The following is a 16,570-nucleotide window of genomic DNA, read 5'->3' on the forward strand; positions in this document are numbered from 1 at the left end:
AGGAGGCGATATGATGAATATTCTATGGTTTATTCCAACGCATGGGGATGGGCGTTATTTAGGATCTTCGAAAGGGGCAAGACAGGCAGACTATCCGTATTTTAAACAAATTGCTCAAGCTGCCGATCAGCTTGGGTACACAGGGGTCTTGCTGCCTACTGGTAGATCTTGTGAAGATCCATGGCTGACAGCGGCCGCTTTAGCTGCAGAAACAACCCATTTAAAGTTTCTTGTGGCTCTTCGGCCAGGTTTGATGCAGCCATCTGTTGCTGCTAGAATGACCTCCACATTTGATCGGCTTTCAGGCGGGAGACTGCTGATCAATGTTGTAGCGGGAGGAAGTAAAGAAGAACTTGAAGGAGACGGGCTATTCATTTCTCATGATGAACGTTATGAGGCAGCAGAAGAATTTTTGACCATATGGAAGAGGTTATTGAAAGGAGAGAATGTTCAGTTTCAAGGGAAGCATCTGCAAACACAAAATGGACGGCTGTTATTTCCACCAGCTCAAACACCACATCCACCCGTTTTTTTTGGAGGATCATCAGAAGCAGGCATTCAAGCCGCTGCAAAACATACAGATGTTTATTTAACTTGGGGCGAGCCGCCTGCACAAGTAAAAGAGAAAATCGCACAAGTGAAAAAGCAGGCTGAAAAGGAGGGAAGAACGGTGAGGTTTGGTATTCGACTTCATGTGATCGTGAGGGAAACGGAAGATGAAGCTTGGCAGGCAGCGGAACATCTGATTCGTCATTTAGATCAAGAGACTATTGATGATGCGCAAAAGACTTTACAAGGGATGGACTCAGTAGGGCAAAAACGAATGGTTGAATTACATCAAGGGAATAAAGAGAAGCTTGAAATTAGCCCTAATCTTTGGGCGGGCATTGGCTTAGTTAGAGGCGGGGCAGGAACAGCGCTCGTCGGGGACCCGCATACAGTAGCAGAACGTATAATAGAATATCAGTCTCTAGGTATTGATACATTTATCTTTTCTGGTTATCCGCACTTAGAAGAATCTTATTATTTAGCAGAACTTGTTTTCCCGCTTCTCCCATTTAAAAGAAATGGTGATGCAGGACCACACGTTCCTGATGGTGAAATTATTGGGAACAATTACTTTCCTGATACAGCCTCTGCTGCAAGTTCCTCATAAATGAAAGCAAAGCAGTCATACTTGTCGGGCTGCTTTGCTTTTTTTATAGAAAGAGAAGCAAGTAAAATGATATGTGCTGTGGAAGAAGGCAAGGGCTTTTTTCCCAACAGGTTTTCTTGTATATACATATTTTAAGAGACAAGAGAAGAAGGAAAATATGCTCACTCTTTTGTCGGAATTATCAGTTAATATGTCGTATTTGATGTGTTAACGACATATAATTAGGACTTTTATATCTGATATATCGGGGGAATTCTTTCTATCTCAAAAAAATGAAAGATTAAATAGAAGAGATGATGAAAATGAACTATTTGAAAAAAGGCAGAAAAAAGATGGATTTATTGACAATATATGGGTTTGGTGGTTCTTATGTTGTGGTGGAAAATAGTAAAAAAGGGAGAATTTATATAGTTGAACATGAATAATTGAATAAAAAGTCACATTTTACACGAAAATGTGTTCGGTCAAAAATGGGATCTTCTGTTGATGTTTGGAGTGTGACGCCTATGATACGATCATCATAAGCTGGGAGGTGAAAAGTATGACTTATGCAGCGCCGCAAGTTGACTATTCCACTATGGAACCTGCTATTATGGACCAAGCTTGGTTCTTAGTATTTGTTGCTGTCCTTCTTGGATTGGGAGCAACAGTTGTTCTAGGAGCAGCAGTTTGGTGTTTAGCAAACGGCAAGGGTAGCTTTACAGGAGCCGTTCAGTGGGAAAGTGGCTTAAAAGTCCAAATTGAATGTAAGTAGCTATACTTAGGATTCATCTTTTTACTTCTTAGATAAGACACCAGGGCTAAACCGTCTGTGGCGGGCGGTTTAGCCTGATCTGTTTTTAAAGAATATGCAGACACTTGGAGGTTATATGTTTACGATCGAGAATTTAACCAAGACGTATAAAAATAACGTGACTGCTGTCAATGATTTTCATTTGAAAATTGCCCCTCATCAAATCGTTGCTGTGGCTGGACCAAATGGATCCGGTAAAACAACGATGATTAACTGTGTACTCGGCATCATTAAGCATACAGAAGGAACCATTCATATCAAGGATGTCACAAATGATGATCCATCCTTTAAAAAACAAGTCGCCTATGTTCCAGATGATCTGTTGCTCCCTGAAGCATTGACTGGTGCTGAATATTTAGATTTTGTTTCTTCTATGTATGAATGTAAAACAATTCAAAGAAGAAATCAACTAATTGAATTGTTTGATATGGAAACAGCTTTATCAAGACCGATTGAAACCTATTCCCATGGAATGAAAAAAAAGACACAGCTGATTGCTGCCTTTATGCTTGAGAGTCAATTAGTGATCATGGATGAGCCCTTTAGAGGACTTGATATTGAAGCGGTTATAAACACAAAGAAACTGATGAAACGTTATGCCGAGCACCATGGTGCAATCTTGCTTTCAACGCATGATATGCTTTCAGCGGAAGAGCTGTGCCACAAGATCGCCATTATTTCTAAAGGAAATAAAATGGATGAAGGGACGGTTTCAGCTTTAAAAGAAAAGTATCAATCAAGCACATTGGAACAGGTGTTTCTGAAAGCTTCAATGTTAAGTGATAGGGGTGCACATTTTGATGAAATCATTAATCATTTCTAAAATGATGCTTAAAATGTGGCAGCAGGAGATGTATAAGCTCTTTGATACTCAAACGAAGCGAATCATTGTGGTCTTATTCTTTTTGTTTGCAGTCACAATGGGAGCCATCATCGGATACAGTTTTACGGGTGTCTTTATGAAGGCTTTCTTAAATGGAGATGAACGGTCACTTGGGTTGTTGGTTGTGTCGATGGCAATCAATGCATCCATTTTTACAAGCTTGTTATTTGTGCTGATCAAAGTCAGAACACCTGAACAAGATCGTTTTTCTATGCAGCTCAGCTGGTTTCCGCTGTCTACCTTTCAAAAAAGTCTTGGTTACTTCATTCCGATGGTGACAGTCGTGACAGGGCTTGTTTTATTTTTCATCGGGATCTTGCTTTTACCTAATTTTATTGCACAAGGGATCGGTATTTTCTTTATTCTTACATTCTTTTTGATGGTGCTTTTGCAATCCCTCTTTGTCTTAACACTGCTTCAGCTCATTTACAACGTGACTTATTTACTCGTACTAAAATTAAAATTACCGTTGCAAAAATTTGCAGCGATATTTGTTTTATTAGCGCTAGTTGTAGCGTATGGAATGACACATTTCGACATCAATCAAATACAGCAATCATATGTACAGTTTGATTATCATTTGATGTATTTTACAGCGCCGTTTTTCTTAGCGGCACAAGGGATGTCTCCTGACGGGGTGAATTATGCGATTTTGATCCTCTTCATCTTATTATCTGCGGGAGGCGCATTTATTTCTCTTGCTTTAATGCCAATTATGGCTGAGAAAAAAGCGTTAACCTTTCTGCACAAACTACCATTTTCATCTTCGAAAAAGTGGTCACTCATTGTAAAGGAAATAAAGTCACAAGTGAGAAATGAAGAAAATATTTTAAACTTTCTCATCCTCCTTATTGTCATTTTATTTGTCCGTTATCAGTTTGCCTTCCGCTTTGAAGGAGAAGCTTTTTTTGTCTTATGTGCGCTAGCTGGGTTAACAGCTTTTAATTCATTTGGCAATGACAAACGTATGCTTGGGATGTATAAAACGTTTGGTCTAAGGCCATGGGAAGTGGCTCTTTATAAGTTTCTCGGACTTTTGCTCGTTGGTGTGATCCAAATTGTTTTATTTATGATCACAACACTGACGCTCCCGGATCAGATCTGGATCGTGTTGATTGGCGCTGCTGTCTTGTGTAATGCAACGGCTCTCTTTTATGTGGTAGGTATTTTATTACCCCTTGATCGAAATAATCCTTACACAGGTATTTTCTCGTTTGGAGCGCTTATTTTAATCATGATTCCGATTGTATTTATTGGAAACTATGTGATAGGGGAATCGAGTCAAATGCTTCAGTGGCTGCTTGTGGCAGGATTTGAATGTCTGCTCATCTTTGCCATATATAAAGGTTTTTCATGGAGGTATTCACATGATTCAACTTCTTAACAATAAGCTAAAGATTGAGCGGGTGCCGGCACTTGCGCCATATGTGACTTTACAAAAAAGGCATTTGACTGATACGCAGTACGGAAGCTCACTTCCAATTAACGAAAGTGCATATCATATGTTAACGAAAGTGGATGGTCAAAGGACAGAGGCGAGTATTACGGCAGAACTCGCCGATTTGTTTCAGGTCGATGAGTCTGTGATTGCCCGCGATTTTTATCAATTGATGATGGGGCTGAATCAGCATCACTTGCTGTCGATTCATTATCAATCGCCATATCGGACTGTCACAGCCTTCTGTCAATTTTTTAAGCAGTATCAAGTAAAGATGAAAGAGCGATTTGACTGCACGGGTCATTCATTTCTTCACATATTGGGTACGGCTCTGCTGATGGTGACGCGCAAAATCATCTTTTTCTGGGTGCTCTTTATGATCATGGCGGGAATCGCCTTTTTATTTATTCCTGATCCATCGATTGCAGCCATTGCGATTTATTTTACGATTATTTATTTCGGATTAATTACTGGAACCGCCTTGCATGAGGCGGCACATGGGTATGCACATCGGAAGTTCGCCGGCCGGGATGGCCCTCAAGGCTTTTTTGCGAGCGATATGATGTCTGTGAAATTTGTGAGGCCTGTTTTAGATCCGTTTCAGAAAAAACAGGTGTGGATTACACTGCTTGGTCCGCTTTTGCCGGGGCTCATTGGCGCAGCCGGAATCATTGTGACTGTTTTATTTCTAAAAGAAAATCCAATTTCGACAGGGTTTTTCATTTTTTCAATCACGTATTTTATTCAATTGCTCTACCTTCTTCCGTTTATGGGGGATGGTAAGTCTATTATGAAGCAGTTATTGCTTGGTGGAATGGGAGGACAACGATCATGAACGTTCAGGCAATGAAACAAGGTGCAATTGTTGGTAGTTTCCTAGGTTTCTTAGGCTTTCCGATGCTGACCATTGGTGTTCTGTTCTATCACTTATTTCAATCAAAAACAAATAATGAATTATTATTTAACAGTCTTGCTTTTGAGATGGAAGGTTCGTCTGCATTTACGTTCCAAATCAAACCAAACTTTTTTATTTATATGGTTGTCATTTTTGCTGTCAGTTTTCTCATTGTGGCATTCCTATCAGCCATGAAACAGAAAAAAGCGAAAGATTAGGAGAATACTCCTAATCTTTTTTTGTATAATCAACCAAATTTTAGTATAATAAAAAATAAAAGTATAAAAGGGGATATCAATGATTAAGAAATGGAGCATTCTTTTATTGACTGTTTTTCTATTAGCAGGATGCGGCGAGAAGGCTGCAGAAACAACAACGACAGAGAAAACGGTCTCTAAAATAGAAACAGAGTCTGACTCTAAAAACCAAGTAACGATTGAAAAAATGAAATTGACAAAGAAAGAAAAAAACTTACTAGAGGCATCAACGACGAATGAAATAGTAGCTCTTACACTTAAAGGATTAACGAAGAATGATAAGAGTATTACTTTTATCGGGAGCCACTACAAAAATGGCCGGCTAGTTGATAAGGAAGTATATTCTTCGACTTTTACGTTACATCAGGATGGAACTGACCAAACGATGAATATACTTTTACAATTAAGAGGTGAGAAAGATACATATGAATCACAATTTAGTATGTGGTCAGACAACAAGAATGAGGGAATGACAAAAGCAACAGCAAGTTTTCCGTTCAAAATAAGTGATTATGTTTTTTCTGCACAATCTGATACTGTCAAAGTCTCTTCTGGAGGAAAGGCACTGATTGCATATACAGCGGAAATGGGAAAAGACGGGAATTCACCGATGCTTGAAAGGATTGAGAAAAATCCTAAGCAAGCGCTGAAGAATAAGTCACATGCCTACTTATTTTATATCCAGCTAGACAAATAACTATCGTAATATATATGGAGAATATGAAATTTTTTGACGAAAAATCTTCATATTCTCTTGACGAATTGTTAAGAAAGTTGTAACATAATAAAAGTCAACGCAATGATGTTGTCTTTAAAAGATTGATGCGGGTGTAGTTTAGTGGTAAAACCTCAGCCTTCCAAGCTGATGTCGTGAGTTCGATTCTCATCACCCGCTCCAATACATAATTTTGTTTATAACGCAGTATTTCGTTTCATAGATAAACGAAGTGTTGCGTTTTTTATTATGTCAGTATAATGTAAAAAGCACTGTCACCTACAGTGCTTTTTCAATGAGTTCATATTTACTTTCTCCACCATGTATTTGTATAAACATCTTCGTCAAGGATTGTATAAGTGCCTCACTCTTTTCCCGGGAAATAGATGGTGGGAAGAGAATGATTTGAAGAATGCTTTTTGTGTCTTGAGAAATTTGAGCTTTACTTGCTTGAGAAAATAACCCTTTAAGCTCTGCGCCATCCTGCCATTCAATATGACCAGTTTCATTTTTGGATAATGAAAGAGGCCCTTTCAATTGATCGGCATCTAATGTAAGGATAGGCAAGAAATATTTTAATGAAAAAAATATCGACAAATCCTGTACGGAATTGGTCGAGTCAATAAATTGTTCTTTTTGAATATCAGCAAGAAGCGGAAGAAAGGGGACACCTTCTAGAAGATTCGTCCATTCTTTGATCGCTGGTACTTCTTCCAAAGTTTGATCTTCATATTCAAAAAACAAAGATTCTTGAAACAGTCGCAGTCGGCCTTTTAACATTTGAGGGGATTTTCCTATCTCAATATGTGAATATTCAATCTGTCCAACATGGATAGACGGGCTTTGAGGTTGGGAGATTTCCATTTGTATCTTCACAGTGACTCACTCCAATCGGTCATGATACACTCGTATTATACTGAAAACAACTGAAGAAACAAAGAAAGGAGGTTTGCAAGGTGATTCATGTTGGACAATTAAAAGAAGAGTTAATTCAATATGCGAATGAAATTGGTGTCGATAAAATTCGATTTGCAAGTGCTGATACATTTGATTCATTAAAGGACCGCCTCATCTTACATGAATCGTTAGGGTATTTGTCCGGTTTTGAAGAGCCTGATATCGAAAAACGAACAAATCCTGCTTTGCTGCTTCCAAAAGCAAAATCAATTGTCGCCATTGCGCTCGCATACCCTTCCAAAATGAAAGATGCTCCCCGAAGTACAAAGGATGCAAGAAGAGGGATTTTTTGCAGGGCTTCATGGGGAACTGATTATCATGTTGTGCTGAAAAAAAAGCTCGACATGCTTGAAGAATTTTTGCGCAGTAAACACGAAGATATTCGGACAAAATCAATGGTGGACACAGGTGAATTGTCTGACCGTGCTGTAGCCGAACGTGCTGGCATTGGCTTTAGTGCAAAGAACTGTATGATTATCACACCAGAGTTCGGATCTTATGTCTATTTGGCTGAGATGATTACAAATGTTCCATTTGAACCGGATGAGAAAATAGAAGACCAGTGCGGAACTTGTAATAAATGTGTGGATTCATGCCCAACGGGTGCTCTTGTGAATCCAGGCCAGCTCAATTCTCAAAGGTGTATTTCGTTTTTAACACAGACAAAAGGGTTTTTACCTGACGAATTTCGCTCGAAAATAGGGAATCGGTTGTATGGATGTGATACGTGCCAAACGGTTTGCCCAATTAATAAAGGGAAAGACTTTCATCTACATCCTGAAATGGAGCCGGACCCTGAAATTGCAAAGCCGCTCTTAAAGCCACTGCTGACAATCAGCAATCGTGAATTTAAAGAGAAGTATGGTCATGTTTCTGGATCATGGCGAGGGAAAAAGCCAATTCAGCGGAATGCCATTTTGGCACTTGCTCACTTTAAAGATACATCTGCTTTGCCAGATTTGGTTGACCTGATGCATAAAGATCCAAGACCAGTCATTCGAGGCACGGCTGCTTGGGCAATCGGTAAAATTGGCGATGGTCAGCAGCTTTCAGAACTCGAAAAAGCCCTTGAGCGGGAAAGTGATGAAGAAGCAAAACAAGAGATCATCAAAGGGATTGAATTGTTACAAACACCTTTAAATACTAAATAACCTCCCATTGAACATAGAATGAACCAAACAGAGATGTTAAAAAAAGTTTGGTGGTGTCTGTGTGAAACAATTATTAGAACAAACGTTAGAAGACAGACTGGCATATTTATTAAATGGCAGTACGATCAAACAGCCGCAGCTGATGTCTGATGTGGACGCTGTGGAGAGAAAGAAAGAGCTGTTTGCAAGAAGACAAGTTGAGATTGTCAAGGCGAAAGCAAAAGCAAAACTTCTCGATTCAGCTATTCAAGATGATGGAGCTCAGCAAGTACAATATCTCGCGCACCTCACTTATGTCTGTAAGGATATAGACGATTCTTTTTATTTAGAGGAACAGGTTGAGAAAAGAGAAGCGTTTCTTTATAACGACATGCTTGTGAAAGATCGGATGATGTTAGAAGAACGACAAAAGGAAGATCAGGTGGATGAGCGCTTCCAAAATGAAGACCAATTTGGAAGAGCTTTTCACTATGACCGGCGTGCAGCTGTTCAATATGCTGAGACGTATTGGAATAAACGGAATCCAGCCTATAAAAATTTCGAAGATAACTGTACGAATTTTATTTCACAATGTCTAAAAGCAGGGAATGCGCCAACGAGAGGATATCCGAACCGTGGATCTGGCTGGTGGGTTCGTCCACATACGTGGAGCTACAGCTGGACGGTGGCACATTCGATGAAAAATTATTTAGCGAATTCCAAAGCGGGGTTGAGAGCGAAGAAGCTCAAGGAGCCGCAGGAGCTTCAAATAGGTGATGTTATTTGTTACGATTTTGAAGGTGACGGTAGGTATAATCATACAACCATTGTCGTTGATCATGATAAAGGCGGAATGCCTCTTGTGAATGCACAAACGTATGACAGCCGTATGCGTTACTGGTCGTATGAAGATTCAACGGCTTATACACCTAGTATTCGTTATACGTTTTTTCACATTTTGGACGATGCTCCGAAGGATAGTTAATGGTATAATGTTGAGCGGAAAAGAAAATTAGAGGTGAACTTTTTTGGGACTTCATGTCGTTTTATATCAACCAGAAATTCCAGCTAATACTGGAAATATTGCGCGAACATGTGCAGCAACAAATACAACACTTCATCTGATTCGTCCGCTTGGTTTTTCGACAGATGATAAAATGCTGAAGCGTGCAGGACTCGATTATTGGAAATATGCCAATGTCGTCTATCATGATTCATTAGATGAATTGTTTGAGGCTCATCCGAAGGGGCAATTTTTCTATATCACAAAGTTTGGGCAAAAGCCGCATACAACGTTCGATTACTCGCAGCTAGATGAAGACTACTTCTTCGTATTTGGCAGAGAAACGAGTGGATTGCCAAAAGATTTGATTGAACGGAATATGGATCGCTGTCTACGTTTACCAATGACAGAGCATGTTCGTTCACTGAACCTATCGAATACGGCAGCGATTCTTGTGTATGAGGCGCTTCGCCAGCAGCAATACCGAGATTTGATATAAGAACATGATAAAAGCCGAGATCCCATCTCGCTTTCAGTGAATATGTAAGTACTGAAAATATGAACGAAATGAAAAAGGATGTTCCGCTGATGGAACATCCTTTTTTTCATTTACCAGGCTTGCCTTCGTAGCCAGCTGTGAAAATGGATACTAAAAACGTAATGATGACGCCCATCATAATGACCGTTCTCATATAAGCTCCCCCTTATCCCTTTGTTCCTTCGCTGCCGGTTTCATATGTTGTGAAGTTCGCCTTGAAAAGCAGGAGATGAAGATCATTTTTCTCCTGTTTTTCCTTTATTATGAAGGGTCTTGCGGATGGTTGTCAATTCAGTTTGCCAATTCGTCATTTTGAAGAACGAAAGCATGTAATAGGACGCCTCCGCATAGATTGTAAAACAGTATCTGATTTCTAGCTTCAATCTTGAAAGAGGAGGTTCATATGGATATTTTAAAGAAAATTGAACAGCACAGAGAAGAAGAGCAGCGACTGAAATGGGAAGGCACCTTCAGCGAATATTTAGATATTATTAAAGAAAATCCACTTGTCGCTCAATCTGCTCATTCTCGCGTTTATCATATGATTAAGGACAGCGGGATTGAAGAGGAGAATGGGGTCAGAACCTACAAATTTTTTGATCAGGAGCTTTTTGGTTTAGAGGAATCATTGGAAAGGCTAGTGGAAGAGTATTTTCACCCTGCGGCTAAACGTTTAGATGTCAGAAAGCGTATTTTATTGTTAATGGGTCCAGTCAGCGGCGGGAAATCGACGCTTGTCACAAGGCTGAAAAGAGGGCTTGAAGAGTATTCACTAACAGATCATGGCGCAGTCTATGCGATTAAAGGCTGCCCAATGCATGAAGATCCGCTTCATCTCATTCCGCAAAATTTGCGGGAGGATTTTTATAGAGAATATGGCATACGTGTGCAGGGGAATTTATCACCTTTGAACTTGATGAGGCTCGAAGAGGAATATGGTGGCCGCATTGAGGATGTGAGAGTGGAACGAATTTTTTTCTCAGAGGACAAACGGACCGGCATTGGTACCTTCAGCCCGTCGGATCCGAAATCTCAGGACATTGCTGACTTAACAGGAAGTATTGATTTTTCAACGATTGCTGAATTTGGTTCAGAGTCAGACCCGCGTGCGTACCGGTTTGATGGAGAGCTCAATAAAGCGAACCGTGGAATGATGGAATTTCAGGAGATGTTAAAGTGTGATGAGAAATTTCTATGGCATCTTCTTTCATTAACGCAGGAGGGAAATTTTAAGGCGGGGCGTTTTGCGTTGATTAGTGCGGATGAATTGATTGTTGCACATACGAATGAAACGGAGTATCGATCATTTATTTCGAATAAAAAGAACGAGGCTTTACACTCAAGAATTATTGTGATGCCGATCCCTTATAATTTAAAGGTGACAGAGGAAGAACGCATTTATCATAAGATGATTTCAGAAAGTGATGTCTCAGATGTTCATATTGCACCGCACACGCTAAAGGTGGCTGCGATGTTCTCTATTTTGACAAGACTGAAAGAGCCGAAGCGGTCTGATATCGATTTGGTGAAAAAAATGCGACTGTATGATGGGGAAAGTGTCGAAGGTTTCCAATCTGTTGATATTGATGAGATGAAAAAGGAATTTCATGACGAAGGAATGAGCGGAATTGACCCGAGATATGTCATTAACCGCATTTCATCCACTATTATTCGAAAGAACATGGAATCCATCAATGCACTGGATGTCCTCCGTTCCTTAAAAGAAGGACTCGATCAGCATCCATCGATCTCAAGTGAAGATCGGGAACGTTATTTGAATTTTATTTCTGTCGCACGAAAAGAGTATGACGATATGGCGAAGAAGGAAGTTCAAAAGGCATTTGTGTATTCCTATGAGGAGTCTGCGAAAACTCTCATGGATAATTACTTAGATAATGTTGAGGCGTACTGCAATAAAAACAAACTGCGTGATCCGTTAACAGGTGAAGAAATGAATCCTGATGAAAAGCTCATGCGTTCAATTGAGGAACAGATCGGCATTTCTGAAAACGCCAAAAAGGCATTCAGAGAAGAAATCCTTATTCGGATTTCAGCTTATGCGAGAAAGGGCAAACGCTTTGATTATAATTCTCACGAGAGATTACGAGAAGCTATTCAGAAGAAGCTCTTTGCCGATTTGAAAGATGTCGTGAAAATTACGACATCGACGAAAACGCCGGATGAGCAACAGTTGAAAAAGGTCAATGAAGTAGTGGCGCGATTGATTGATGAGCATGGCTATAATTCTACAAGTGCAAATGAACTCTTAAAATATGTAGGCAGTCTTCTGAATCGTTAATAAATGAAGGAGGCATTATTGGCGCAAACTAGCACCGGTAATGTCTTTTTTAAAAATCATCGTCATTTCGACGACGGCCAGCATACGATAATGGAATCGATGGGTACAAGAATTGTCCAAAAAGGTGAGGAGGGGGATGGATGTCCCGGCAAGAAAAAAGTCAGTTTATTGTGTCTCAGGAAGACTGGTCCCTCCATCGAAAAGGCTTTGATGACCAGCAGCGTCATCAGAAAAAAGTCAAAGAGGCGATTAAAAACAATTTGCCGGATCTTGTCACAGAGGAAAGCATCATCATGTCTAATGGCAAAGATGTGGTCAAAATTCCGATCCGTTCTTTAGATGAATATAAAATTCGGTACAACTATGATAAGAATAAGCATGTAGGTCAGGGGGATGGAGAGAGCCAGGTTGGCGATGTGGTCGCTCGGGATGGATCTGACAGTAAGCAAGGGCAGGGAAAAGGTCAAGGTGCTGGAGATCAAGCCGGTGATGATTATTACGAAGCAGAAGTCTCATTAATGGATTTAGAGGAAGCGCTATTTCGTGAGCTGGAGCTACCAAATCTTAAACAAAAGGAACTTGATGATATCGTTGTCGAGGAAATTGAGTTTAATGATATTCGCAAAACGGGGTTAACCGGTAATATTCATAAAAAACGAACCATGCTGTCAGCATTTAAACGAAATGCCATGACAGGAAGCCCTTCCTTTTATCCTATTTATCCAGAGGATATTAAGTATAAGACGTGGAATGAAGTCACCAAACCAGAATCAAAAGCGGTTGTCCTAGCGATGATGGATACGAGCGGAAGTATGGGGCTTTGGGAAAAATATATGGCGAGAAGCTTTTTCTTTTGGATGACACGTTTCTTGCGGACAAAGTATGAGACAGTCGAGATCGAATTCATTGCCCACCATACAGAGGCGAAGGTCGTAGACGAGGAGCACTTCTTTTCTCGGGGAGAGAGCGGGGGAACCATTTGTTCTTCTGTCTATCGAAAGGCACTAGAGCTCATAGACGAACGATATCCTCCGTCACGATATAATATTTATCCTTTCCATTTTTCTGATGGTGACAATTTGACCTCTGATAATGCACGGTGCGTGAAGCTCGTTTCTGAAATTATGAAAAAAGCCAATTTATTTTGTTATGGTGAAGTGAATCAATATAATCGGCATTCTACGTTAATGTCAGCATATAAACATATTCAGGATGAGAAATTTAAGCATTATATTTTGAAGCAAAAATCAGACGTTTTTCTCGCATTAAAAAAATTTTTTCAGCAGGAAGAAGTTCTTTCTTAAAGAGAACATTCAAAAAAACCTTTCAGCATAAGGGCTGAAAGGTTTTTTGTGTGGAGAAGGAAGGGATCACCAGAAAAAAAGTAAAACTTTCTCTTTGACATTTCAATTTTCATTTATTAATATTTAATCTTGTTAAATATAAGTTTTTCAAAAAAGATGCCGATTGTCTTTTCTTCTTTTTCTGCTTTTTGCTCATAAGTGAACAATAAGTATAAATGGGCTGCACACCATTTTCAGCGGAGTAGAAAAAGGGGAAACAGGCAGCTCTATGAGCTTGTTTCATAATCTGTCAGATGATGGGCATTCTAAGTTTGCTAAAGCAGATGACACTATATTTTTATACATGAAAGGAGAAACAAAACATGAACAGAGGGCGTTTATTGCTAACGAATATTATTGGCCTTATTGTGATTCTTGCCATTATTGCCGGAGGTGCTTATTACTACTACGAAAGCACAAACTTCGTAAAAACAGATGAAGCAAAAGTGACAGGTGACATGTACCAAATTACAGCGCCAGCAGCTGGACAAATCAAAGGCTGGGACATCAATGAAGGTGACGAAGTGCAAAAAGACAGCACAGTTGCAAAAGTTGAAGGAGAAGCAAAAACAAACATTAAAGCAGTGGCTGATGGCACATTAGTCAAAAAAGAAGTACAAAACAACCAACAAGTGCAGCCTGGGACAGTTCTTGGTGAAACGATTGACCTAAGCAAGCTTTACATTACAGCGAATATTAAAGAAACAGACATTAAGAACATTGAAAAAGGTGACAAAGTGGACATCGTTGTAGACGGCGATCCTGATACAACATTTGAAGGAACAGTTGAACAAATTGGTTATGCAACAAACTCAACATTCAATATGCTGCCAGCAACAAACTCAAGTGGTAACTACACGAAAGTGACACAAAAAGTAGCAGTGAAAATTTCAATTAAAAATCCATCTGACAAAGTACTTCCAGGTATGAATGCTTCTGTCAAAATTTCTTCTTAATGATGACTGATATCAAAAAATGAAAGGAGGTTGTCTGAGATGGCAAATCAACCTGCAGCGACAAAACAGGGAGCAGGCTCCTTGTCTTTACTGATCATTTTAATGGCCGGTTTGTTCGTAGCGATTTTAAACCAAACGCTTTTGAACGTAGCCATGCCCCATTTAATGACTGAATTTAATGTGAGTGCGACGACAATTCAGTGGCTTACAACAGGTTACATGCTTGTCAACGGTGTGCTCATTCCGTTATCTGCGTTTTTAATCACACGTTTTGGCCAGCGCAGCTTATTCCTTGTGGCGATGATTTCATTTACACTAGGGACTTTTATTTGCGGTATTGCGCCAAACTTTTCTACGATGCTGATTGGTCGTTTGATTCAGGCAGTCGGTGGCGGTATCTTACAGCCGCTCGTCATGACAACAATCCTTTTTATTTTCCCTCCAGAAAACAGAGGGAAAGGAATGGGGATTTTTGGTCTTGCGATGATGTTTGCGCCAGCTGTCGGACCAACGTTATCTGGTTATATTATTGAACACTATTCATGGCGTATTATGTTTTATGGACTTGTACCAATCGGTGCGATTGTCATTATCGCGGCTTTCTTTATGTTTAAAAATATTGTAGAGCCTAAAAAAATCAAGCTGGACACTCTTGGTGCGATTCTGTCGATCGTTGGTTTTGCTTCGCTTCTATACGGAGTGAGTGAAGCGGGAAGTGATGGTTGGACAGATCCAATCGTTTTATCTACGATTATCATTGGTGCGATTGCGATCATTCTCTTTATTTTCCAACAGCTAAAAGCGGATAATCCGATGCTTGATTTCCGCGTGTTTAAATACAGCATTTTCTCATTATCAAGTGTTATCAACATTATTATTACCGTTGCCTTATACACTGGGATGTTCTTACTTCCGATCTACTTGCAGAACCTCGTTGGGTTTACAGCACTGCAATCGGGGCTATTAATGCTTCCAGGGGCACTTGCGATGCTGATTATGTCTCCGATCTCAGGGATCTTGTTTGATAAATTTGGACCTCGTCCACTTGCCATTGTGGGGATGCTGATTACGGTTGTCACCACATACGAGTTTACAAGGCTGACGATTGATACATCTTATAGTCACATTGTGCTCATGTATGCAGTACGTGCCTTTGGTATGTCACTCTTGATGATGCCAGTCATGACTGCTGGGATGAACCAATTACCGCAGCATTTAAACAGTCATGGTACAGCGATGTCAAACACACTGAGACAAATCAGTGGTTCGATCGGTACGAGTTTGATCACGACGATTTATACAAATCGCACGACATTCCATTATTCCAATATGGCAGATCAAACGAATACAGCTGATCCGTTCTTTATGAATTCATTCCAGGCGGCTGTCTCTAATGTGATGCACCATATGGGCATGACAGCAGAAGCTGCTCAAAAATATGTGTCGACCCAGCTCTTTACGAAAGCACAAGTCGATTCCAATGTGATGGGCATCAATGATGCTTACATGTGGGTGACATTATTCTGTGCAGCTGGTGTGATTCTCAGCTTGTTCCTGCGAGATGTACGTAAGGATAAAAAGCGAAAAGAAAAGCAGGATAAGAAACAAGAAATGACATTGCTTCCAGCACCTAAGGAAGCAAACCAAGATGCAAGATAAGTGTGGAGGGACCGTACATGAAAATTTATGTCGTATACGATAGTGAAGGTGACCATACAAAAGCACTTGCAGAAGCGATTGCAGCTGGCGCAGGTGAAACAGAGCAAGCTGAAGTGTTCATTGATCATGTGAAAGATGCGGATATCCGCAAGCTTGATCAAATGGATGCAATCATTTGGGGCTGCCCTGGTCACTTTGGTACCATTAGTTCTGGATTAAAGACATGGATTGACCGTCTTGGGTATTTATGGGCAGAAGGAAAACTCATCGATAAAGTCGGTGCCGTTTTCTGTACCACTGCAACAACACACGGCGGATTAGAAATGACGATGCATAATTTGATTACGCCAATGTTCCATCAAGGGATGCTTGTGGTCGGCCTTCCTGGAAATGTTCCAGAAAATGCGTTATACGGTTCTTATTATGGAGCAGGTGTGACGTGCCCGATTGATTCTGATGAAGTGATTTCTGCAGAAGGCATTGAGCTGGGGAAAGCATTAGGAAGACGTGTAGCATCAGTCACTGCGTCATTTAAGCGATAAGGAGAG

At 40.2% G+C, this 16,570-nt stretch carries 17 protein-coding genes and 1 tRNA gene; 17 read left to right on the plus strand and 1 reads right to left on the minus strand.

The features are described from left to right. Positions 1-13: 13 nt before the first annotated feature. The 9 genes from ssuD (at position 14) to NSQ17_RS04705 (ending at position 6,320) form a co-directional block, all read left to right on the plus strand. Positions 14-1,156: an FMNH2-dependent alkanesulfonate monooxygenase gene (gene ssuD, locus NSQ17_RS04665; RefSeq protein WP_041507553.1), complete on the plus strand. Its 1,143-nt coding sequence runs from the start codon at positions 14-16 to the stop codon at positions 1,154-1,156. 302 nt (positions 1,157-1,458) lie between these two features. Then, complete coding sequence (locus NSQ17_RS04670; RefSeq protein ID WP_268413298.1) at positions 1,459-1,581, plus strand: hypothetical protein; 123 nt, start codon at positions 1,459-1,461, stop codon at positions 1,579-1,581. A gap of 116 nt (positions 1,582-1,697) precedes the next feature. Further along, positions 1,698-1,910: a hypothetical protein gene (locus NSQ17_RS04675; RefSeq protein WP_003211695.1), complete on the plus strand. Its 213-nt coding sequence runs from the start codon at positions 1,698-1,700 to the stop codon at positions 1,908-1,910. Between the two features lie 115 nt (positions 1,911-2,025). Next, entirely contained in the window at positions 2,026-2,772 is a 747-nt protein-coding gene (locus NSQ17_RS04680) for an ABC transporter ATP-binding protein (RefSeq protein ID WP_041507552.1), read from the plus strand. Next, positions 2,750-4,216, plus strand: coding sequence for a hypothetical protein (locus tag NSQ17_RS04685; RefSeq protein ID WP_019743966.1), 1,467 nt, complete (start codon positions 2,750-2,752; stop codon positions 4,214-4,216). Before NSQ17_RS04680 ends, NSQ17_RS04685 begins: the two co-directional genes overlap by 23 nt. Next, the gene (locus tag NSQ17_RS04690; RefSeq protein WP_008349091.1) at positions 4,200-5,105 is read left to right on the plus strand and encodes a PqqD family protein; all 906 of its coding nucleotides are present in this window, start codon (positions 4,200-4,202) and stop codon (positions 5,103-5,105) included. The genes NSQ17_RS04685 and NSQ17_RS04690 overlap by 17 nt, the downstream gene beginning before the upstream one ends. Continuing rightward, positions 5,102-5,383 (plus strand): hypothetical protein, encoded by a 282-nt coding sequence (locus NSQ17_RS04695; protein WP_008349089.1) that lies wholly within the window; start codon positions 5,102-5,104, stop codon positions 5,381-5,383. Before NSQ17_RS04690 ends, NSQ17_RS04695 begins: the two co-directional genes overlap by 4 nt. Positions 5,384-5,462: 79 nt before the next feature. Continuing rightward, complete coding sequence (locus NSQ17_RS04700; protein WP_342467903.1) at positions 5,463-6,119, plus strand: hypothetical protein; 657 nt, start codon at positions 5,463-5,465, stop codon at positions 6,117-6,119. 127 nt (positions 6,120-6,246) lie between these two features. Then, positions 6,247-6,320 (plus strand) — tRNA-Gly (locus NSQ17_RS04705). A 96-nt stretch (positions 6,321-6,416) separates the two neighbouring features. Here the strand turns inward: NSQ17_RS04705 and NSQ17_RS04710 are convergent. Next, positions 6,417-7,013 (minus strand): hypothetical protein, encoded by a 597-nt coding sequence (locus NSQ17_RS04710; protein ID WP_017360378.1) that lies wholly within the window; start codon positions 7,011-7,013, stop codon positions 6,417-6,419. Between the two features lie 83 nt (positions 7,014-7,096). Here NSQ17_RS04710 and queG point away from each other — a divergent pair, with 83 nt between their 5' ends. The 8 genes from queG to NSQ17_RS04750 all read left to right on the plus strand — a co-directional run bounded on the left by queG (position 7,097) and on the right by NSQ17_RS04750 (position 16,564). Then, on the plus strand, positions 7,097-8,245 hold the full coding sequence (queG, locus tag NSQ17_RS04715; RefSeq protein WP_026050065.1) for a tRNA epoxyqueuosine(34) reductase QueG: 1,149 nt from the start codon (positions 7,097-7,099) through the stop codon (positions 8,243-8,245). A gap of 61 nt (positions 8,246-8,306) precedes the next feature. Then, positions 8,307-9,209 carry an amidase domain-containing protein gene (locus NSQ17_RS04720; protein ID WP_008349082.1) on the plus strand — a complete coding sequence of 301 codons (903 nt, stop codon included), beginning with the start codon at positions 8,307-8,309 and terminating at the stop codon, positions 9,207-9,209. Between the two features lie 43 nt (positions 9,210-9,252). Continuing rightward, on the plus strand, positions 9,253-9,726 hold the full coding sequence (gene trmL / locus NSQ17_RS04725; protein WP_003211950.1) for a tRNA (uridine(34)/cytosine(34)/5-carboxymethylaminomethyluridine(34)-2'-O)-methyltransferase TrmL: 474 nt from the start codon (positions 9,253-9,255) through the stop codon (positions 9,724-9,726). 442 nt (positions 9,727-10,168) lie between these two features. Then, complete coding sequence (locus NSQ17_RS04730) at positions 10,169-12,064, plus strand: PrkA family serine protein kinase (protein ID WP_017360374.1); 1,896 nt, start codon at positions 10,169-10,171, stop codon at positions 12,062-12,064. Between the two features lie 140 nt (positions 12,065-12,204). After that, positions 12,205-13,368: a sporulation protein YhbH gene (gene yhbH / locus NSQ17_RS04735; protein ID WP_041507549.1), complete on the plus strand. Its 1,164-nt coding sequence runs from the start codon at positions 12,205-12,207 to the stop codon at positions 13,366-13,368. A 362-nt stretch (positions 13,369-13,730) separates the two neighbouring features. Further along, positions 13,731-14,363: an HlyD family efflux transporter periplasmic adaptor subunit gene (locus NSQ17_RS04740; RefSeq protein WP_007497037.1), complete on the plus strand. Its 633-nt coding sequence runs from the start codon at positions 13,731-13,733 to the stop codon at positions 14,361-14,363. Between the two features lie 39 nt (positions 14,364-14,402). Next, positions 14,403-16,022, plus strand: a complete 1,620-nt coding sequence (locus NSQ17_RS04745) for a DHA2 family efflux MFS transporter permease subunit (RefSeq protein WP_041507548.1) — start codon at positions 14,403-14,405, stop codon at positions 16,020-16,022. 17 nt (positions 16,023-16,039) lie between these two features. After that, positions 16,040-16,564, plus strand: coding sequence for a flavodoxin family protein (locus NSQ17_RS04750; protein WP_008358701.1), 525 nt, complete (start codon positions 16,040-16,042; stop codon positions 16,562-16,564). Positions 16,565-16,570: the final 6 nt, after the last annotated feature.

It is taken from the genome of Bacillus sp. FSL W8-0629 (assembly GCF_038593225.1).
Taxonomy (GTDB): Bacteria; Bacillota; Bacilli; order Bacillales; family Bacillaceae; genus Bacillus; species Bacillus altitudinis.

What these genes read in the sequence shown, in the direction of transcription:
- ssuD (WP_041507553.1), top strand. Translation starts at nt 14, where the DNA reads ATGAATATTCTATGGTTTATTCCAACGCATGGGGATGGGCGTTATTTA.
- NSQ17_RS04670 (WP_268413298.1), top strand. Translation starts at nt 1,459, where the DNA reads ATGAACTATTTGAAAAAAGGCAGAAAAAAGATGGATTTATTGACAATA.
- NSQ17_RS04675 (WP_003211695.1), top strand. Translation starts at nt 1,698, where the DNA reads ATGACTTATGCAGCGCCGCAAGTTGACTATTCCACTATGGAACCTGCT.
- NSQ17_RS04680 (WP_041507552.1), top strand. Translation starts at nt 2,026, where the DNA reads ATGTTTACGATCGAGAATTTAACCAAGACGTATAAAAATAACGTGACT.
- NSQ17_RS04685 (WP_019743966.1), top strand. Translation starts at nt 2,750, where the DNA reads ATGAAATCATTAATCATTTCTAAAATGATGCTTAAAATGTGGCAGCAG.
- NSQ17_RS04690 (WP_008349091.1), top strand. Translation starts at nt 4,200, where the DNA reads ATGATTCAACTTCTTAACAATAAGCTAAAGATTGAGCGGGTGCCGGCA.
- NSQ17_RS04695 (WP_008349089.1), top strand. Translation starts at nt 5,102, where the DNA reads ATGAACGTTCAGGCAATGAAACAAGGTGCAATTGTTGGTAGTTTCCTA.
- NSQ17_RS04700 (WP_342467903.1), top strand. Translation starts at nt 5,463, where the DNA reads ATGATTAAGAAATGGAGCATTCTTTTATTGACTGTTTTTCTATTAGCA.
- NSQ17_RS04730 (WP_017360374.1), top strand. Translation starts at nt 10,169, where the DNA reads ATGGATATTTTAAAGAAAATTGAACAGCACAGAGAAGAAGAGCAGCGA.
- yhbH (WP_041507549.1), top strand. Translation starts at nt 12,205, where the DNA reads ATGTCCCGGCAAGAAAAAAGTCAGTTTATTGTGTCTCAGGAAGACTGG.
- NSQ17_RS04740 (WP_007497037.1), top strand. Translation starts at nt 13,731, where the DNA reads ATGAACAGAGGGCGTTTATTGCTAACGAATATTATTGGCCTTATTGTG.
- NSQ17_RS04745 (WP_041507548.1), top strand. Translation starts at nt 14,403, where the DNA reads ATGGCAAATCAACCTGCAGCGACAAAACAGGGAGCAGGCTCCTTGTCT.
- NSQ17_RS04750 (WP_008358701.1), top strand. Translation starts at nt 16,040, where the DNA reads ATGAAAATTTATGTCGTATACGATAGTGAAGGTGACCATACAAAAGCA.